Raw genomic sequence first — 19,031 nt, 5'->3', positions numbered from 1 at the left:
TGCCGGATAAACAGGAGCTACGTAAAAACTTCGCGACATTTATCACTTTTTGACGAATAACGACTGGACAAAAGTCTCTACAATTGTTGTACTGTCAGTCGACACAGCATTTGTGTCGTTTTTCATGTAAAGGTAATATTGATGTCTAAGATTAAAGGTAACGTTAAGTGGTTTAATGAATCCAAAGGATTCGGTTTCATTACTCCGGAAGATGGCAGCAAAGACGTGTTCGTACACTTCTCTGCAATCCAGAGCAATGGTTTCAAAACTCTGGCTGAAGGTCAGCGTGTAGAGTTCGAAATCACTAACGGTGCCAAAGGTCCTTCTGCTGCTAACGTAATGCCTATCTAAGTTAGCATTAAGACAGAATTGTAAAAACCCGCTGAGAAGCGGGTTTTTTTTGCCTTCAGTTTGCGCTGACGGTTGAAAACAGCCAGAAGGCGAGCGCCGTCATGGCAAACGATCCCAGCAAATTGACCGCGACATTCAGCAGCGCCCAGCCAACACGCCCCTCCTGGAGTAAAAAAACCACCTCAGCGGAAAAGGTTGAGAAGGTAGTCAGCCCGCCGCAAAAACCGGTGGTCAACAGCACTTTCCACACCGGGTCGATATGCGTCATCCGACTAAACCAGGCGAACCCCATGCCAATAATAAACGCGCCCAGCAGATTGGCGCTCAGCGTACCGATTGGGATGGCATGGTGAGAGGGGTTGAGTTTCATGCTCAGCGCCCAGCGCGCCACGCTGCCCGTGCCGCCGCCGATAAATACGGCTAAAAGAAGTTGAAACACCGGGAAATCCTGCTATTTGATTTGTCAGAGTGATGAGTGTAACGCCAAAGCCTGACTGTAGCTATAACGGGCCGTTGAGGAGAACAGAGATGATTGTTGCGGCAGGGCAGTTCGTTGTAACCCCGGACTGGCGAAGCAATGCCAGCACATGCGTGTCGTTAATGGCGCAGGCGGCTGACCGCCAGGCCGCGCTGCTGGTGCTGCCAGAAGCGCTGCTGGCGCGGGACGATGGCGACCCGCATCTGTCAGTGAAGTCGGCGCAGGCGCTTGACGGCGAATTCCTGGCGTTATTGCGCGCCGAAAGCCGTAAAAACCGCCTGACCACCGTACTGACGATCCATGTCCCTTCCTCGGCGGGCAGGGCAATCAATACGCTGGTGGCGCTGCGCGAGGGGGAAATTATCGCACGCTATGCCAAGCTCCACTTATATGACGCTTTCAACATGCTTGAGTCAGAGAAAGTGGATGCAGGGAGCGTTGTCGCGCCGCTGATTGAGGTAGGGGGAATGAAGGTCGGCCTGATGACCTGCTACGATTTGCGCTTTCCTGAGCTGGCCCTGGCGCTGGCGCTGCAGGGAGCGGAGATGCTGGTTCTCCCGGCGGCGTGGGTGCGGGGGCCGCTTAAAGAGCACCACTGGGCCACGCTGCTGGCGGCAAGGGCGCTGGATACCACCTGTTATCTGGTGGCTGCCGGAGAGTGTGGAAACCGCAATATCGGCCAGAGCCGTATTGTCGATCCGCAGGGGGTGACCATCGCCGCCGCTGGCGAAGGGCCGCAGCTTATCTGTGCGGAAGCCCCGGCAGACAGGCTTTCGCAGACCCGGGCGAAGCTGCCGGTCTTACGCAACCGCCGTTTTGCGCCGCCGCGTCTGCGGTGATGTTTTTTTAAACAACGCTTGATTCATCTCGTTACAGATTGCTATTGTGTGCGCGCGCCGAATGTCCGTTAATGACGTCAGGGTATAATGGCGCTTTACGCAGTCTGATTGATGAAAGAAGGTATGTATGGGTGAGATTAGTATTACCAAATTGCTGGTGGTTGCCGCGCTGGTTGTCCTGCTGTTTGGTACCAAAAAGCTTCGTACGCTTGGCGGCGACCTGGGCGCAGCCATTAAGGGCTTTAAAAAAGCGATGAATGACGACGACGTCAGCGCGAAAAAGAGCGTCGATGGCGAGATTACGGCAGAGAAGCTTTCGCATAAAGAGTAAGCGCGCGCTCCGCCCGATAAAAAAACCGGCCTTCATAGCCGGTTTTTTTGTGGGAAGTGTAATCAGATATTACAGCGACTACTTCACTTCCATCCCTTTGGCCTGCAGATCGGCGTGGTAAGAAGAACGCACGAACGGGCCGCATGCCGCATGGGTAAAGCCCATTGCCAGCGCCTCTTCTTTCATCTCATCGAACTCTTCCGGGCTGACATAGCGCTGCACCGGCAGGTGGTGGCGGCTTGGCTGCAGGTACTGACCCAGCGTAAGCATAGTGACGCCATGACGGCGCAGATCGCGCATTACCTCAACGATTTCCGCATTGGTTTCGCCCAGGCCAACCATCAGACCTGACTTGGTGGGAATATCCGGGTGCGCTTCTTTAAAGCGTTCCAGTAATTTCAGCGACCAGTTGTAATCCGCCCCCGGACGCACCTGACGATAGATACGCGGTACGTTCTCCAGGTTATGGTTGAAGACATCCGGCGGCGTTACGGTAAGGATATCCAGCGCGCGGTCCATACGGCCACGGAAGTCCGGTACCAGGGTCTCAATTTTGATGGACGGGCTCTTTTCACGGATGGCGGTGATGCAGTCAGCGAAGTGCTGAGCGCCGCCGTCGCGCAGATCGTCACGGTCAACCGACGTGATAACCACATAACGCAGGCCCATATCGGCAATCGTCTGCGCAAGTTTAGCCGGTTCATTGGCATCGGGCGCCACGGGGCGACCGTGCGCGACATCGCAGAACGGACAGCGGCGGGTACAGATAGCGCCGAGGATCATAAAGGTTGCGGTGCCGTGGTTGAAACACTCCGCCAGGTTCGGGCAGGACGCCTCTTCGCATACCGAATGCAGCCCGTTTTTGCGCATTGCGGCTTTAATGCCCTGAATGCGGGAGGAGTCTGCCGGCAGTTTGATTTTCATCCATTCCGGTTTTCTCAACAGGGCTTCGCGCTCTGTTGCCACGTTTTTAACCGGGATTAGCGCCATTTTATCGGCATCGCGGTATTTAACACCGCGTTCCATCACAATGGGTTTACTCATAGCGTGCGTGTTCCAGTTGCGGATAACGAAGTAAGCTTTTTAATTCAAGGGAATGTTGTATTTATCAACTATTTTTGAATTCATGGGGTGCAGTATACCACTGAAAGCGGGGAGAAAGCAGCCTGACAACCGGGCAAAATGTAAAATAGTTGTTGTTTTGCACCAAATGCCCAACGCATGTTAGCGGGTTTGCCAGGCCTGCACAGAGGTTAGAATGCGCGGCGAATGACGTTAATCACGTTTTCCAGCACCGGATCGCGCAAACTTAACTTGTTATAATACAGCGAGATATCCAGCCGTTCGTTGCTGACCGGAGGGAAATCGATTTCCACAAGAGGCCAACAACCGCTGAATAACTTGAACAAGCGGGTAGGCATCAGTCCCAGCAGATCGCTGTTGCCAATCAGTGCGGCAATGGTAAACATATTGTAACTGCTAAAGCTCACCTGACGGTCGGGAAAGAGATCCTGCATACGCTGGCGCAGCCCGCTCAGATTCTGCCCTTCAAGCATCAGCACGGTATGTTCGTAATGCTGTAGCACATCTTCATTAATGGTGGAGCCCAGGCACGGGTGGCCTTCCCGGCAGACCAGCATCAGTCGATCGGTATAAAGCGCGTGATGGTTCAGCGTGCGGGTGGTGGGAATGTGGGTATCGATAATCAGGTCCGTCTGAAACTGCCCGAGCTGGTTCTCCACGTCATGAATGGGAATATTGCGCATCACCAGGTGCGGCGCGCTTTCTTTGATCGCCTGCCAGATGACGGGGATGACGATTGCGCCCAGCGAAGGCGGGGTGCCGATGGTGATCGTGCGCTGCTTATCGTAGCTGCCCGTCAGGTCGAGCGCGCCCAGGATAGACTCTAAACCCTGGCTGATATACTCGTGCAGATGCGACGCATAGGCGGTGGGCGTTACCCCCTGACCCTTACGGATAAAAAGCGGATCGGGAAATATTGTTCGTAATTTTTGAATGGACTGGCTTATTGCGGAAGGGGTGAGATTAAGCACTCGGGCGGCGTTGACGATTCCTTTATGTACATATACTGCCTCGAAAATGGTCAGTAAGTTGAGATCAATATTGCGTAACGTTCGAAATATTTGCGGTTTATCTTCCTCTGGGCGTTCCGCTACGCGCTTTTCCGGCAGGCTATTATAATCCACGCTTGTACCTCGTAATCATTCACATCATGAATGATAGTTGAAATTATTTTTTACGATCATGAAAAATTTAAGCCAAACCCTCTTCACTAGCATGCCAGAGGGATTTTCCAGAATGATGTCATTTGCAGCTTAAATCAGGTCTGAATATACGCAATATGCTTCCGCGCTCAGGCACGGCAGCGGCGAATAAAGCAGACGGGCAGGTAATTTGAAAATAGAGAATACAGCAGTGGTTGTAAAGGATTGATGTAGCAAATATATAACGGCCCGGTTAAATTCCAGGCCGCTATACATTATATATTAAGCATCAATATATTCATGAGGTGGATAGTTTAGCAGTGCTAAAATATTACTTATTAACTGTGCTCTTATTTTGTCCATATTCACATCAGGCTGAAAATGACTGAGCTGGGTCATTTCCATCCCCGCATACCCACAAGGATTTATGCGTAAAAAAGGGGTGAGATCCATGTTGATATTCAGCGCCAGCCCATGAAATGAGCAGCCTTTACGGATACGTAACCCCAGCGAACAGATTTTCTTTTCCTGAACGTAAACGCCGGGCGCATCCGCGCGGGCACGGGCTTCGACGCCCTGTTCACCCAGCGTGTTAATGACCGTTTGTTCCAGCAGGGTGACGAGTTCCCGCACGCCAAGCTTGCGGCGCTTAAGGTTGATCAGCAGGTACATCACCTGCTGACCGGGGCCATGGTAGGTCACCTGGCCACCGCGGTCGCTCTGGATCACCGGAATATCGCCAGCGGCAAGCACATGTTCAGCTTTGCCCGCCTGACCCTGGGTGAAAACAGGATAGTGCTCCACCAGCCAGATTTCATCGGGGGTGGCATCGGTGCGGGTGTCGGTAAAATCATGCATAGCCTGCGACACAGGCTCGTAAGGCTGCAGGCCGAGATTACGAATTAGGATTTTATCCTGAGACAAAACAGCATCTCCGGGAGAGGAAAAGGTGAGGGGAGTATATCACAGAGAGGGCGTTGCCCGACCAGCGGCCTGGCAACCCCTTACGATTACAGCACCATACGAACGATTTCGATATTGCCTAACTCTTCGTACAGTGTCTCAACCTGCTCAATATGGGTGGCATTGATGGTGATAGAGACGGAATGGTAATTGCCTTTGCTGCTCGGTTTAACCTGTGGCGAGTAATCACCGGGCGCATGGCGCTGTACCACTTCCACCACCAGATCAACCAGCTCCGGCTTCGCCAGACCCATCACTTTGTAAGTAAAGGGGGTGGGGAATTCAAGCAGTTCTTTGAGATTGGTTTTCATGTTAGCTCCGGCGTAAAAAATAATAACTCCTGCCACAAGAGCAGGAGTTTTTTGAGATGCTTAGTATATGGGGACGGAAATCACACTTTCAAGTGTTCATTTTTTAGCCGAACCAGTGGTGGAACATCAGCTTGATATAGTCGATGATTTTGCCGAAGAAGTTGCCTTCTTCGATCTGCTGCAGCACCACCAGCGGGCGCTGCTCAATGGTTTTACCGTCAAGCTGGAAGTTGATAGTCCCTACCACCTGGTTTTTCTGCAGCGGCGCGTGCAGTTCGCTGGTGGTTAACACGTAGCTCGCTTTCAGATCTTTCATCCGGCCACGGGGAATGGTCAGGTAGACATCTTTGTCCACGCCCAGCGAGGCGCGATCGCTGTCGCCAAACCAGGCGGGTTCAGAGGCGAACTCTTTGCCCGCTTTCAGCGGGTTAACGGTTTCAAAGAAGCGGAAACCCCAGGTCAGCAGTTTCTTGCTTTCGGCTTCGCGTCCTTTGAAGGTTCTGCCGCCCATCACCGCGGAGATCAGGCGCATCTGGCCTTCTGTCGCCGAGGCGACCAGGTTGTAACCTGCTCTTTCCGTGTGGCCGGTTTTAATCCCGTCAACGTTCAGGCTGTTATCCCACAGCAGGCCGTTGCGGTTCATCTGGCGGATGCCGTTGAAGGTGAACTCTTTCTCTTTGTAGATGGAGTATTCGTTGGGGACGTCACGAATCAGCGCCTGGCCGATCAGCGCCATATCACGAGCGGAACTGTACTGCCCGTCGGCATCAAGACCATGTACGGTCTGGAAGTGGGAGTTCTTAAGCCCCAGCGCGTTGACGTAGTTGTTCATCAGGCTGACAAACGCGTCCTGGCTGCCGGCAACAAAATCCGCCATCGCCACGCAGGCGTCATTGCCGGACTGTAAGTTAATGCCGCGAATCAGCTGCGATACCGGCACCTGCATGCCTGGCTTCAGGAACATCAGCGAAGAGCCGCGGAACACCGGGTTGCCGGTCGCCCAGGCGTCATTACCAATCGTGACCAGATCGCTCTCTTTGAATTTACCCGCTTTCATCGCCTGGCCGATGACATAGCTGGTCATCATTTTGGTCAGGCTCGCCGGATCGCGGCGGGAATCAGCGTTCTGCTCTGCCAGCACCTTGCCGGAGTTGTAATCGATAAGGATCCAGGATTCGGCGTCAATTTGCGGCGCGCCGGGAATCATGGTTTTGATATTGAGGTCATCGGCGTGAGCGACGCCAAGGGACGCTGCGGCCAGAGCCGTGGTGAGCGCCAGGCGCTGTATAAAACGAACGGAGAAAGTGGTCTTCATGGTCTGAACAACGACATCCGTGATGGAGTTAAAAAAAGTGCCTTACTATAACAAAGGCGACACTGGCAGGCACCTGACTTTCCGCATGACTTTGTTAATGTGCTTTACACAAAATTACAAAATCAGGTGCCTTTCTGTTATTGCGCGCTGGTGACGAACGACTGGAGCTGCGCTTCGTTTTGCAGGCGTTGCTGGAGCGCGCTGGCGTCCGCTTTGCTGCTGAACGGGCCAAGCTGAATGCGCCACACCGCGCCGTTTTGCGTCACCCGACCCGGTACAGAAAACTGCTGGGCAAGGCGTTGTTGATACTGCTGGGCGCGGGCCTGGTCGCTAACTGCGCCGACCTGCACCATATAGCTGCCGCTGGCGGCGGCAGGCTGCGCCGCGCCGGGGACGCTACCCTGAACGGAGCCGGGGGCGGTGACCGGCGTTGCGCGCGTCGGCGCGGCTACCGGCTGAGCCGCTGGTTGTACGGCGGCGTCCGGCGTGGCGGGCTGCGCCGCTGGCGCTTCGCTGCCTTCCAGGACGCCGTTGGCGAGGGGAGCCGGGGCGCCCAGGAAGCCGCCGCTGCTGGCAGGGGCTGCGCCGGAGGCGTCGGTTTTCAGCGTATCATCGCTAATGGCGTGTACATCGGCTTGCGGCTGGGCTGCCGGAACGGCGGCAGGCTGCGCCTGGTCGATAGGTTGCATCTGTACCGGCTGCGCCATGCCGTTGCCCAGATCCGGGCGCGCCGGCAGCGCATAGGTCTGTTTCGCAATGGTCGTACAGGCGGTGCCCGGGCCTGACAGGGTACCATCCTGCGCGACGATAATCGGGTCGATGCGCACTTTGGTGTTATTGGAGGTGTTCAGGCGATCGGCGGCGGCCCGTGATAACGAAATAACGCGATCGTTGCCGTAAGGGCCGCGATCGTTGATACGCACGACGATCATCCGGCCGTTGGCCAGGTTGGTGATACGCGCATAGCTGGGAATGGGCAGCGTTGGATGCGCGGCGGTGATCTGCGTCGGATCGAACGCTTCACCGGACGCGGTCAGATTGCTGCCTGGCTCGGCGTCATAAATGGCCGCGAACCCCGCCTGACTGAATCGGGACGGGTCCTGCACAATTTGATAACGCTTGCCGTCGCGTTCGTAATCCTGGTTAACGGAAGGATTTAGCGTCTCGAAACGGGGCTCCGCGCCGCTGATTTCAACGACCGGACCGTTACACACCGCTGCAGGCGGCGCAACCATCGTCTGTTGCTGAACATCATCCGTTGTACATGACGCCAGAAACAGTGCTGCTATACAGACACCTGGCCATTGCTTTCGCATTGCGCACCTCTTATACGCTTTTTGATAACATCTTCCTGTGGGTATGGATCGACATAACAATCCCAAACCCGGCCATCAGCACGATCAGGGCCGAACCCCCGTAGCTCACCAGCGGCAGCGGAACGCCCACCACCGGCAGAATACCACTCACCATACCAATATTTACGAATACATAAACGAATAAAATCAACATCAAACCGCCTGCCATGACCCGGCCAAAGGTGGTTTGCGCCCGGGCCGCTATCCACAGGCCGCGCATAATCAGCAGCAGGTAGAGCGCCAGCAGAACCAGAATCCCCACCAGCCCCAGCTCTTCGGCCAGTACGGCAAAAATAAAGTCGGTATGACGTTCCGGTAAAAATTCCAGCTGCGACTGCGTGCCGTGCAGCCAGCCTTTACCGCGCAGGCCGCCGGAGCCGATAGCGATTTTCGACTGAATAATATGATAGCCCGCTCCCAGCGGATCGGTTTCCGGGTCAAGCAGCATCATCACGCGCTGGCGCTGATAATCGTGCATCAGGAAGAACCAGAGTATCGGGATAAACGCTGCCACCAGCAGTACCGCAACGCCGATTAACCGCCAGCTCAGGCCGGATAAAAACAGCACGAAAAGGCCGGAGAGCGCGACCAGAATCGCCGTACCCAGGTCCGGTTGCGCCGCGACCAGCAGCGTCGGCATAAATATCAGCACCAGCGCAATACCGGTATTTTTCAGCGAAGGCGGGCAGACGTCGCGGTTAATAAAGCGAGCGACCATTAAAGGCACGGCGATTTTGGCGATCTCCGACGGCTGGAAACGCACTACGCCCAAATCAAGCCAGCGCTGCGCCCCTTTGGATATCGCCCCGAAGGCGTCCACCGCCACCAGTAATATCACGCAGAAGACGTACAGATAGGGCGCCCAGCCTTCATAGACTCGCGGCGGCACCTGCGCCAGCACCACCATAGCGATAAGCCCCATGGCTATCTGGCCGACTTTACGCTCGGTCATGCCGATATCCTGGCCGCTGGCGCTCCAGATAACCAACGCGCTGTAAATCAGCAGCGCCAGCACGATCAGCAGAAACGCCGGATCGATGTGGATCTTATCCCAGAACGATTTTTTGTTCGGATTATCCGTCATGTTATTGGTCCTCTGCCGCGGTGGCCGCCGGGTTTTCCGCCGGCAGGTCTGTGTTGTTATCGCCAAGCATAATATGGTCGAGGATCTGGCGCATGATAGTCCCCACCGCCGGACCTGCGCCGCCGTTCTCAAGGATCATGGCGACCGCCACCTGCGGGTTGTCATAAGGGGCGAACGCGGTCATCAGCTTATGGTCGCGCAGGCGCTCAGCGATACGGTGCGCGTTATAGGTCTCGTTCGCCTTCAGGCCGAAGACCTGCGCGGTCCCCGACTTAGCGGCAATCTTATATGGCGCGCTCGCAAAATATTTATGCCCGGTGCCGTTGGCGCGGTTGGCCACGCCATACATGCCGTCTTTGGCAATCTCCCAGAAGCCGGAGTGGATATCGCCGACCGGTTTCTGCTGGGGCTGCTGCCACGGCACCTGTTTGCCGTCTTCCATGGTGCTCATCAGCAAATGCGGCACTTTAACGATGCCGTCATTAATCAGGATCATCATGGCTTTATTCATCTGCACCGGCGTGGCGGTCCAGTAGCCCTGACCGATGCCGACCGGGATGGTATCGCCCTGATACCACGGCTTTTTAAAGCGCTTGAGCTTCCATTCCCGCGTGGGCATGTTCCCTGAGCGCTCTTCGGAGAGATCGATCCCCGTATAGTGGCCGTAGCCAAACTTGCTCAGCCATTCGGAGAGCCGGTCGATCCCCATATCGTAGGCGACCTGGTAGAAGAAGGTATCTGCGGACTCTTCCAGCGATTTGGTCACGTTCAGACGACCGTGGCCCCACTTCTTCCAGTCACGATAGCGCTTCTCGGAACCGGGAAGCTGCCACCAGCCGGGGTCAAACAGCGTGGTATTGCGGGTGATAACCCCGGCGCTCAGCGCCGAAACGGCGACATACGGTTTTACCGTCGAGGCCGGAGGGTAGACCCCCTGCGTCGCGCGGTTAACCAGCGGCGTATTGGGGTCGCTAAGCAGGGCGTTATAGTCTTTGCTGGAGATACCGTCCACAAACAGGTTAGGGTCATAGCTCGGCGTTGAGACCAGCGCCAGAATCGCCCCCGTCCGCGGGTCGGTGACCACCACCGCGGCGCGGCTGCCCTGCAGCAGCGTTTCGATATACTGTTGCAGTTTCAGATCGACGGTCAGATAGATATCGTGACCGGCCTGCGGCGGCACCTCTTTAAGCTGGCGGATCACCCGGCCACGGTTGTTGACTTCAACCTCTTCATAGCCGGTCTGGCCGTGCAGTATGTCTTCATAGTAGCGTTCAATACCCAGCTTACCGATATCATGGGTCGCGGCGTAGTTGGCCAGTTTTCCCTCTTTATCCAGTCGCTCGACGTCCTTATCGTTAATTTTGGAGACGTAGCCGATGACATGGGTCAGGGCGGAGCCAAACGGGTAGTAGCGGCGCTTGTAGCCTTTTACTTCCACGCCGGGAAAACGGTACTGGTTAACGGCGAAACGCGCGACCTGCACTTCGGTCAGGTTGGTTTTTACCGGAATAGAGGTAAAACGGTGCGAGCGGGAACGCTCTTTTTTGAATGTGGCGATATCATCATCGGTCAGATCGACCACCTCGCGCAGGGCGTTGAGGGTCTGTTCGACGTTGTCGACCTTCTCCGGCATCATTTCAATCTGATAAATCGTGCGGTTAAGCGCCAGCGGGGTGCCGTTACGATCGTAAATGATGCCGCGGCTGGGCGCGATCGGCACCAGCTTAATACGGTTTTCGTTCGAGCGAGTCTGGTAGTCAGCGTGACGAACAATCTGCAAATTGTAGAGATTGGCTATCAGCACGCCGGTGAGCAGCAAAATCCCGGCAAAAGCGACGAGGGCCCGGCGCACAAACAGCGCAGACTCAGCCGAATAGTCGCGAAAAGAATTCTGTAATTTCATCCGCTGCTTAGGTTACCTGGTGGTCATTACTCACGATGATAAGGATGGTTGGTCGTGATACTCCATGCGCGATAGAGGCTTTCCGCAACCAGCACGCGCACCAGCGGGTGAGGAAGCGTTAACGCAGAGAGCGACCAGCTCTGTTCCGCCGCTGCTTTGCAGGCGGGGGATAACCCTTCGGGGCCGCCAATCAGCAGGCTGACGTCCCGACCGTCCTGCTTCCAGCGTTCCAGCTCGTGCGCCAGCTGCGGCGTATCCCAGGGCTTGCCCGGTATATCGAGAGTGACGATGCGATTTTTGCCTGCCGCAGCCAGCATCAGTTCACCCTCTTTTTCGAGGATACGCTTGATATCCGCGTTCTTGCCGCGTTTGCCGGCGGGGATTTCCACCAGCTCAAAAGGCATATCTTTAGGAAAGCGACGCAGATATTCCGTGAAGCCCGTCTGTACCCAGTCCGGCATTTTAGTGCCGACGGCGACCAGTTGCAGCTTCACGCATCAGCCCCAGAGTTTTTCCAGTTCATACAGGCGACGACTCTCTTCCTGCATGACGTGAACCATGACATCGCCTAAATCCACGACGATCCAGTCGGCGGCATTTTCGCCCTCAACGCCGAGCGGCAACATACCCGCCGCGCGGGATTCCTGAACCACATGGTCTGCGATAGACATCACGTGGCGCGTGGACGTGCCGGTGCAGATGATCATACAGTCGGTGATACTGGATTTACCGTGAACGTCTAACGCAACGATGTCCTGACCTTTCAGGTCATCAATTTTGTCGATTACAAAATCCTGGAGTGCTTTACCCTGCAAGTGTTCCCCCTGGGTGAATTAAGAGACAGTGAAAATAAACAGCCTGACATTATACCTAAAGCGCAGCATTTGTCGGGACAAATGTCCGCCCCGGCTTTGCAAAAGTGGGCTATCATCCCACCCCGCGGGTGAGAATGCATCGCCATTTTTGTAAAACAATTTCTGCAAGGCCTGAAGAGCGGTGCGGAGAATAGCAGCCTGTCCGCGGCTGTCAATGACCGGGGCGGTGACAGACCGCTTTTAATCCTCCTGTTGCCAGGCCGCGCGGCTATTTAATACGCGCAGCGTGGCGAAGCCGTCATGAATGTCAATGGCGCTCCACGTTCCCTGATCGACGCGAAAATGCCACAGCGAGGCGGCGGGCATTTGCAGCAGTTTCGCAATCATCAGGCTAAGTACCCCCTGATGGCTGACAATCAGCAGGTTCTGGTGGGTATGCAGGTCAGCGAGCTGGTCAATAAAGCGTTGCACGCGGGCGGAAAAGGCCTGAAAACCTTCGCCATTGGTGGGGATGGCGTTTTGCCAGTCGGCGCACCAGGCGGCATAGCTTTCCGGGTCTTCCTCCACCAAATCGCGGTGGTGGCGCATCTCCCAGTCGCCAAAAAACATTTCGTTAAGAAGCGGGGTGGTATCGGTGGCAATCTCGTGCCCCTCTAAGACCAGTTCTGCGGTGCGCCCGGCCCGCTCCAGTTCGCTGCACATTACCCTGTCAAACGGCACTTCCCGTAGCAGGTGATGGAGCGTTTGCGCCTGGCGGATGCCTTTTGCCGTTAGCGCGGTAGGCGAGTGCCCGCTATAAAGACCGGCGACATTCGCCTCGGTTTCACCATGTCGAATCAGCCAGAGTCGCATTGCCTTCTCCCGTCAGAGTTTGTGCTGGAAGTTTATCATCGCATCCATATTCCCGATGCGTTTTCGTTTAAAATAGCCGCTTTTGCATGGAGCGGAAGATGGCTTTATTTCACAGCGCGCACGGCGGCAATATTCGTGAGGCCGCGGCAATGTTAGGCATCGAGGCGGAAGATCTGCTGGATTTCAGCGCCAACATCAACCCGGCGGGGATGCCCGCGTCGCTGCGTCAGGCGCTGGGTGAGAACTTCTCCGTGGCCGAACGCTATCCCGACCCGGAGTATCAGCAGCTGCACCAGACGCTGGCGGCCCACCATCATGTTCCCGTTGAGTGGCTGCTGGCGGGAAATGGCGAAACGGAGTCCATTTTCGCGCTGGTTAACGCGCTGGCCCCGCGCCGGGCGATGCTGGTCACGCCGGGCTTTGCGGAGTACCGGCGCGCGCTGTCCCTGGCGGGGTGCGATATTGTCGATTACGCCCTGCGCGAAGAGGACGGCTGGCAGCTTACTGAGGCAATCCTTGATGCGCTTACCGGCGGTGTCGATTGCCTGTTTCTCTGTACCCCCAATAATCCCACGGGCCTGTTGCCCGACGAGGCGCTGTTGCAGGCCATTGCCGCCCGCTGTGGGCAGCGGGGCATTACGCTGGTACTCGATGAAGCATTTATGGATTTTCTTTGCGACCGCGAAGGGTTTATTCCCCATCTTGCGGCGAACCCGCATGTCTGGGTGCTGCGCTCGCTGACCAAGTTCTATGCCATTCCGGGGCTGCGCCTGGGCTATCTGATCGGCAGCGATGTCAGCAGCGTTGAAAAGATGCGCAGAGCGCAGATGCCCTGGACGATCAACGCCTTTGCCGCCCTGGCGGGGGAGGTGGTGTTGCAGGATAAAGCGTATCAGCAGGCCTGCTGGCAGTGGCTGCGCACGGAAGGGCCGCGATTGCTTGCCGCGCTGCAGGCGATGCCGGGACTGAGAGTCTGGCCCGGTCAGGCTAACTACCTGTTTTTACGCTGTGACGCGGGGTTCGATTTGCAGCAGGCGCTACTGCGAGAGCATATCCTGATTCGCAGCTGTGCAAACTATCCGGGGCTTGATGGCCGCTACTATCGGGTGGCGATCCGCAGCGCGCAGGAAAACGACCGGCTTATCCGCGCCCTGCAGGCGGTGCTCAGCAATAGAGTCCCTGTTGCCTGATGTAATCGAGAACGGCGGCGGGCAGCATGTCGTCGCAGCTTTCGCCCTTTTCCAGCCGCTCGCGGATAAGCGTCGCGGAAATATTAAACCACGGCGTCTCGGCCAGCAGGATTTTACCGGCGGGCCGGGTGTGCAGCTCCTCGACGTTATGCGTCAGATGCGCTTCCAGCCACTGCTGGTGCGCCTCTTCTTGCATGGTGAGCGGGTAGCCCGGGCGGCGGCAGACAATAAGATGGCTGTTATCCAGAATGGTGTCGTAGTCGTGCCAGGTGGGGAAGGTGAGTAAAGAGTCCTGGCCGATAATAAACGCCAGCGGGCGCGTCGGGCCCTGCTCTTCCCGCCATGTCCGCAGCGTCTGAGCGGTGTAAGAGGGCGTATCGCGCAGCAGTTCACGCTCATCAAGGGTAAACAGCGGCTTGTCGCTAATCGCCAGTTCCACCATCTTTTTACGCTGGGCGCTGGTGGCCTCAGGCTGCGGACGATGGGGCGGCACATTATTTGGCATAATGATAACGCGGGAGAGGCCAATCTGGTTGGCCAGCGCCTCTACCGGTTTCAAATGGCCATAATGAACAGGATCAAAGGTGCCGCCAAACAGTGCCTGCAATTGATTCATATCACCCATCAATAAAAACGTCTGCCAGTGCCTTATGACAGAGTAGCAGAGAAAGCCCTTCCAGCTCGGCCCATACTGACTGACCAAAATCCTGTTTCACAATAAGCTCGGTGCGGGCCAGCAGATGAACGGCCTGACGCAGCTGTTCCGGGCTCAGGCGCTGGAGCGCTTCGCCCATGATGCCGCGGCGGTTTTGCCAGACGCGATGTTTATCAAACAGCGCCCGTAGCGGGGTGCGCGCCGACTCGCGCTTGAGCGACAGCAGTAACGTCAGTTCACGTTGCAGGGTGCGCAATAAAATGATCGGCTCGCAGCCCTCCAGCCTGAGCTGCTGCAAAATATGCAGCGCGCGTTTGCTTTTGCCGGCGAGAAGGGCGTCCGTCCAGTGGAAGGGGGTAAAGTGCGCCGCGTCGTTAACCGCCTGTTCTACTCTGGGCAGGGTGAGCTTGCCGTCAGGGAAGAGCAGCGCCAGCCGCTCCAGCGCCTGGGCTGCGGCCAGCAGGTTACCCTCATAGCAGTAGCAAAGCAGCTGGCAGGCGGCGTCATCAAGCTGCAGGTTATTCTGCTTTGCGCGGGCGGCAACCCAGCGGGGCAGGTTAGCCTGTTCGGGCGTCTGGCAGCTGACCGCGACGGAGCGGTTATTCAGCGACGTAAACCAGGCGGCATTTTCCTGGGCTTTGGTCAGCTTATTACCACGCACAATCAGCAGCAAATCGTCATGCAGCAGGCTCACAAGCGTAGCCAGCCGTTCATGAAGCGCAGCGTTGGGGCCGTTTTCCGGTAGCTGTAAGGAGAGAATCTGCCGACTGGCGAAGAGGCTCAGCGCCTGACAGATGGAGTAGATGCTGTCCCAGTCTGTGGTGGCGTCGAGCGTAAAAGCATGATGTTCTGAAAACCCCTCTTTTGCGGCGGCCTGCCGAACGGCGTCCTGGCTCTCCTGCAGCAAAAGCGGGTCGTTGCCGAGTAATAAATAGGCCGCGCGCAGCCCTTCGTTGAGCTGCGCGCGGAGCTGTTCAGGATACAACCTGAGCATCAGTTACTCGTCGTGGTGGAAGCGCGTGGCGATGTCGACGTTTTTTCGACCTCCGCCGCATGCACGCTTGGGAGTTTACGAATCAGCTGCTCTGCCGCTTTGTCGTACATCTCCTGCATGATCATGTCCTGCTCCGCATCTTTCGCCAGCGCGGTCTGCGGGTTATCAAAGAATGAACGGTAGACCTTGGTGTTGATGGGGTAGATATCGTGACCCGGGATCAATACGCTGGCGCTTACCGTCAGTACCATTTGATATTCCGCCGTGCGGCCATCCTGGAAAATGGACGCCGTATCGCGCGCAAAGACGGCATTACCCAGGCGAAGCGAGGGCACATCCTGGCGCAGCGATCCTTTTTCCACCAGTTCAACGCCGTTAAGGCGCAGCTGGTTACGCACGGCGCGGCTGAGCGGGCCGTTCGGATCCCCGGAATCGAAGATCATTGTTTTCATCTCGTCCGGCACCTGCGTCGTGTTACGCAGATGCCAGCCGCACCCGGCGGTGAGAAGCACCGCCAGAGATAACAACCATGTTGCCAGATGTCGCACGCTTCCTCCCGCGCTTAGCCAACGACCAGATTGAGCAGTTTGCCCGGTACGTAAATGACTTTACGTACGGTAACGCCCTCAAGATATTTTGCGACCAGGTGCTCTTGCCCCGCGCGCTCGCGGACCTGTTCTTCGGTCGCATCGATTGCCACGGTGATTTTTCCGCGCACCTTGCCATTCACCTGCACTACCACCAGGGTGGTGTTTTCAATCATGGCAGCTTCATCGGCAACCGGCCACGGCGCGTTATCAATATCGCCTTCGCCTTTCAGCTCCTGCCATAGGGTAAAGCTGACGTGCGGGGTGAACGGGTTAAGCATCCGCACGACCGCCAGCAGCGCTTCACGCATCAGCGCGCGATCCTGCTCGCCTTCCTGCGGCGCTTTCGCCAGTTTGTTCATCAGTTCCATAATAGCCGCAATCGCGGTGTTGAAGGTCTGACGACGACCAATATCATCGGTCACTTTGGCGATCGTTTTGTGAACATCGCGGCGCAGCGCTTTCTGATCTTCGCTCAGCGCATCGGCGTTCAGCGCCGGCGCGTCGCCCTGCGAGGTGTGCTCGTAAACCAGTTTCCAGACGCGTTTCAGGAAGCGGTTAGCCCCTTCCACGCCGGACTCCTGCCACTCCAGCGTCATATCGGCTGGGGAGGCGAACATCATAAACAGACGGACGGTGTCCGCGCCGTAACGCTCAACCATCTCCTGCGGGTCGATACCGTTATTTTTCGATTTCGACATTTTGCTCATGCCGGTGTACACCAGCTCATGGCCCGCCGCGTCTTTCGCCTTCACGATACGGCCTTTCTCGTCGCGCTCAACGATGGCCTCTTTCGGTGAAACCCAGTTACGCTCGCCGTTTTCGCCGACGTAGTAGAAGGCGTCCGCCAGCACCATGCCTTGGCACAGCAGCTGTTTCGCCGGCTCGTCAGAGTTGACCATGCCCGCGTCGCGCATCAGCTTGTGGAAGAAGCGGAAGTAGAGCAGGTGCATGATGGCGTGTTCGATACCGCCGATGTAGATATCCACCGGCAGCCAGTAGTTGGCGGCGTCGGAATCCAGCATGCCTTCCTGATACTGCGGGCAGGTGTAGCGCGCGTAGTACCAGGAGGACTCCATAAAGGTGTCGAAGGTGTCGGTTTCGCGCAGCGCAGGCTGGCCGTTAACGGTGGTTTTCGCCCACTCAGGATCGGCTTTGATCGGGCTGGTGATGCCATCCATCACCACGTCTTCCGGCAGGATCACCGGCAGCTGATCTTCTGGCGTCGGTATTACCGTGCCGTCTTCCAGGGTGACCATCGGGATCGGCGCGCCCCAGTAGCGCTGGCGGGAGACGCCCCAGTCACGCAGGCGGTAGTTAATTTTACGCTCGCCCACGCCTTTAGCCGCCAGTTTGTCGGCGATGGCGTTGAAACCGGCTTCAAAATCCAGACCGTCAAACTCGCCGGAGTTGAACAGTACGCCTTTTTCAGTCAGCGCCTGCTCTGACAGATCGGGTTCAGAACCATCAGCCGCCAGAATAACCGGCTTAATCGTCAGGCCGTATTTGGTGGCGAACTCATAGTCGCGCTGATCGTGGCCCGGTACGGCCATTACCGCGCCGGTGCCGTACTCCATCAGGACGAAGTTCGCCGCCCAGACCGGGATCTCTTCACCGGTCAGCGGGTGTACCGCTTTAAAGCCGGTGTCGACGCCTTTTTTCTCCATGGTCGCCATGTCGGCTTCGGCCACTTTGGTGTTGCGGCACTCGTCGATAAAGGCCGCCAGCGCCGGGTTGTTCGCCGCCGCTTTCTGCGCCAGCGGGTGACCTGCGGCAACCGCCAGGTAGGTCGCACCCATAAAGGTGTCCGGACGGGTGGTATAAACGGTCAGGGTGTTGTCGTAGTCTTTAACGTCGAAGGTGATTTCCACGCCTTCGGAACGACCGATCCAGTTGCGCTGCATGGTTTTAACCGTGTCAGGCCACTGATCCATATGATCGAGATCGTTGAGCAGCTCATCGGCGTAGGCGGTGATTTTAATAAACCACTGCGGGATCTCTTTACGCTCAACTTTGGTGTCGCAGCGCCAGCAGCAGCCGTCGATAACCTGCTCGTTAGCAAGGACAGTCTGGTCATTCGGGCACCAGTTCACCGCGGAGGTCTTTTTGTAGACCAGCCCTTTCTTATACAGCTCGGTGAAGAATTTCTGTTCCCAGCGGTAGTATTCCGGGGTGCAGGTCGCCAGCTCGCGGCTCCAGTCATAGCCGAAGCCCAGCATTTTGAGCTGGTTTTTCATGTAGGCGATGTTGTCATAGGTCCACGGCGCTGGCGCGGTGTTGTTTTTCACCGCTGCCCCTTCCGCAGGCAGACCGAATGCGTCCCAGCCGATAGGCTGCAGCACGTTTTTGCCCAGCATACGCTGGTAGCGGGAGATCACATCGCCAATGGTGTAGTTGCGCACATGGCCCATGTGTAGGCGACCAGAAGGATAGGGAAGCATCGACAGGCAGTAATACTTCTCTTTGCTCTCGTCTTCAGTTACTTCGAAGGTGCGCTTCTCTTCCCAGTGAAGCTGTACTTTGGATTCTATCTCTTCCGGGCGGTATTGCTCTTGCATGGCAGCCAGTAGTCCTGTTTTCGATACAGCTACAAATGTAGCGTTTTAACGTGGTTTTTCAGATCCGCATAGCATAGCCCAAACGCTACCGCCAAAACAGCTTTTCACACATTAAGTCCCGCAAAAGCCCCGACGGTAATTTACCAGGAGTGTGGCGTAATTGACAAAGCGACAGGGAAATAACGTCTACTATTAGAACAGGTTAACCACCCGGGAGAGGATACG

At 56.5% G+C, this 19,031-nt stretch carries 20 protein-coding genes; 4 read left to right on the top strand and 16 right to left on the bottom strand.

The window, feature by feature from the left end:
- Positions 1-141 precede the first annotated feature (141 nt).
- On the top strand, positions 142-351 hold the full coding sequence (gene cspE, locus ENTHG_RS09970) for a transcription antiterminator/RNA stability regulator CspE (protein ID WP_004100146.1): 210 nt from the start codon (positions 142-144) through the stop codon (positions 349-351).
- A gap of 55 nt (positions 352-406) precedes the next feature.
- Here cspE and crcB read toward each other — a convergent pair whose 3' ends face one another.
- A complete protein-coding gene (crcB, locus tag ENTHG_RS09965; protein ID WP_044178628.1) occupies positions 407-790 on the bottom strand; it encodes a fluoride efflux transporter CrcB in 384 nt (127 codons plus the stop codon).
- 89 nt (positions 791-879) lie between these two features.
- On the opposite strand from crcB, the gene ENTHG_RS09960 reads away from it, so the two are divergent.
- Together ENTHG_RS09960 and tatE are read left to right on the top strand one after the other, a co-directional pair.
- On the top strand, positions 880-1,668 hold the full coding sequence (locus tag ENTHG_RS09960) for a deaminated glutathione amidase (RefSeq protein ID WP_044178626.1): 789 nt from the start codon (positions 880-882) through the stop codon (positions 1,666-1,668).
- Between the two features lie 127 nt (positions 1,669-1,795).
- On the top strand, positions 1,796-1,999 hold the full coding sequence (tatE, locus tag ENTHG_RS09955; RefSeq protein WP_044178624.1) for a twin-arginine translocase subunit TatE: 204 nt from the start codon (positions 1,796-1,798) through the stop codon (positions 1,997-1,999).
- A 78-nt stretch (positions 2,000-2,077) separates the two neighbouring features.
- On the opposite strand, the gene lipA is transcribed toward tatE, so the two are convergent.
- From lipA to ENTHG_RS09900, 11 genes are all read right to left on the bottom strand, one after another.
- Positions 2,078-3,043 carry a lipoyl synthase gene (lipA, locus tag ENTHG_RS09950; RefSeq protein WP_044178620.1) on the bottom strand — a complete coding sequence of 322 codons (966 nt, stop codon included), beginning with the start codon at positions 3,041-3,043 and terminating at the stop codon, positions 2,078-2,080.
- 209 nt (positions 3,044-3,252) lie between these two features.
- Complete coding sequence (locus ENTHG_RS09945; RefSeq protein WP_044178613.1) at positions 3,253-4,206, bottom strand: YbeF family transcriptional regulator; 954 nt, start codon at positions 4,204-4,206, stop codon at positions 3,253-3,255.
- A 300-nt stretch (positions 4,207-4,506) separates the two neighbouring features.
- Complete coding sequence (lipB, locus tag ENTHG_RS09940; RefSeq protein WP_044178609.1) at positions 4,507-5,148, bottom strand: lipoyl(octanoyl) transferase LipB; 642 nt, start codon at positions 5,146-5,148, stop codon at positions 4,507-4,509.
- An 86-nt stretch (positions 5,149-5,234) separates the two neighbouring features.
- On the bottom strand, positions 5,235-5,498 hold the full coding sequence (gene ybeD / locus ENTHG_RS09935) for a DUF493 family protein YbeD (RefSeq protein ID WP_017455881.1): 264 nt from the start codon (positions 5,496-5,498) through the stop codon (positions 5,235-5,237).
- A gap of 103 nt (positions 5,499-5,601) precedes the next feature.
- Positions 5,602-6,813 (bottom strand): D-alanyl-D-alanine carboxypeptidase DacA, encoded by a 1,212-nt coding sequence (gene dacA / locus ENTHG_RS09930; RefSeq protein ID WP_044178607.1) that lies wholly within the window; start codon positions 6,811-6,813, stop codon positions 5,602-5,604.
- Between the two features lie 137 nt (positions 6,814-6,950).
- Entirely contained in the window at positions 6,951-8,129 is a 1,179-nt protein-coding gene (gene rlpA, locus ENTHG_RS09925) for an endolytic peptidoglycan transglycosylase RlpA (protein WP_044178605.1), read from the bottom strand.
- 10 nt (positions 8,130-8,139) lie between these two features.
- On the bottom strand, positions 8,140-9,252 hold the full coding sequence (gene mrdB / locus ENTHG_RS09920; RefSeq protein WP_044178601.1) for a peptidoglycan glycosyltransferase MrdB: 1,113 nt from the start codon (positions 9,250-9,252) through the stop codon (positions 8,140-8,142).
- A gap of 1 nt (position 9,253) precedes the next feature.
- Entirely contained in the window at positions 9,254-11,155 is a 1,902-nt protein-coding gene (mrdA, locus tag ENTHG_RS09915; protein ID WP_044178599.1) for a peptidoglycan DD-transpeptidase MrdA, read from the bottom strand.
- Positions 11,156-11,181: 26 nt separating this feature from the next.
- The gene (gene rlmH / locus ENTHG_RS09910; RefSeq protein ID WP_014069327.1) at positions 11,182-11,649 is read right to left on the bottom strand and encodes a 23S rRNA (pseudouridine(1915)-N(3))-methyltransferase RlmH; all 468 of its coding nucleotides are present in this window, start codon (positions 11,647-11,649) and stop codon (positions 11,182-11,184) included.
- Between the two features lie 3 nt (positions 11,650-11,652).
- The gene (gene rsfS / locus ENTHG_RS09905; RefSeq protein WP_044178595.1) at positions 11,653-11,970 is read right to left on the bottom strand and encodes a ribosome silencing factor; all 318 of its coding nucleotides are present in this window, start codon (positions 11,968-11,970) and stop codon (positions 11,653-11,655) included.
- Between the two features lie 240 nt (positions 11,971-12,210).
- On the bottom strand, positions 12,211-12,822 hold the full coding sequence (locus tag ENTHG_RS09900; protein WP_044178593.1) for an adenosylcobalamin/alpha-ribazole phosphatase: 612 nt from the start codon (positions 12,820-12,822) through the stop codon (positions 12,211-12,213).
- A 98-nt stretch (positions 12,823-12,920) separates the two neighbouring features.
- Between ENTHG_RS09900 and cobD the strand changes: the two genes are divergently transcribed.
- Positions 12,921-14,012 carry a threonine-phosphate decarboxylase CobD gene (cobD, locus tag ENTHG_RS09895; protein WP_044178584.1) on the top strand — a complete coding sequence of 364 codons (1,092 nt, stop codon included), beginning with the start codon at positions 12,921-12,923 and terminating at the stop codon, positions 14,010-14,012.
- Here cobD and nadD read toward each other — a convergent pair.
- The 4 genes from nadD to leuS are packed head-to-tail and all read right to left on the bottom strand — an operon-like array spanning position 13,987 to position 18,806.
- The gene (gene nadD / locus ENTHG_RS09890) at positions 13,987-14,637 is read right to left on the bottom strand and encodes a nicotinate-nucleotide adenylyltransferase (protein WP_044178582.1); all 651 of its coding nucleotides are present in this window, start codon (positions 14,635-14,637) and stop codon (positions 13,987-13,989) included. The two genes, cobD and nadD, sit on opposite strands and share 26 nt — an antisense overlap.
- The gene (gene holA / locus ENTHG_RS09885; RefSeq protein ID WP_044178580.1) at positions 14,630-15,661 is read right to left on the bottom strand and encodes a DNA polymerase III subunit delta; all 1,032 of its coding nucleotides are present in this window, start codon (positions 15,659-15,661) and stop codon (positions 14,630-14,632) included. Before holA ends, nadD begins: the two co-directional genes overlap by 8 nt.
- Entirely contained in the window at positions 15,661-16,209 is a 549-nt protein-coding gene (gene lptE / locus ENTHG_RS09880) for an LPS assembly lipoprotein LptE (protein WP_044178578.1), read from the bottom strand. The genes holA and lptE overlap by 1 nt, the downstream gene beginning before the upstream one ends.
- A gap of 14 nt (positions 16,210-16,223) precedes the next feature.
- Positions 16,224-18,806: a leucine--tRNA ligase gene (gene leuS, locus ENTHG_RS09875; RefSeq protein WP_044178576.1), complete on the bottom strand. Its 2,583-nt coding sequence runs from the start codon at positions 18,804-18,806 to the stop codon at positions 16,224-16,226.
- Positions 18,807-19,031: the final 225 nt, after the last annotated feature.

This window comes from Phytobacter massiliensis JC163, from assembly GCF_000321045.1.
GTDB lineage: Bacteria > Pseudomonadota > Gammaproteobacteria > Enterobacterales > Enterobacteriaceae > Phytobacter_A > Phytobacter_A massiliensis.
Note: the sequence above shows the minus strand (reverse complement) of the source record. Positions and strands in the feature narration are given on the sequence as shown.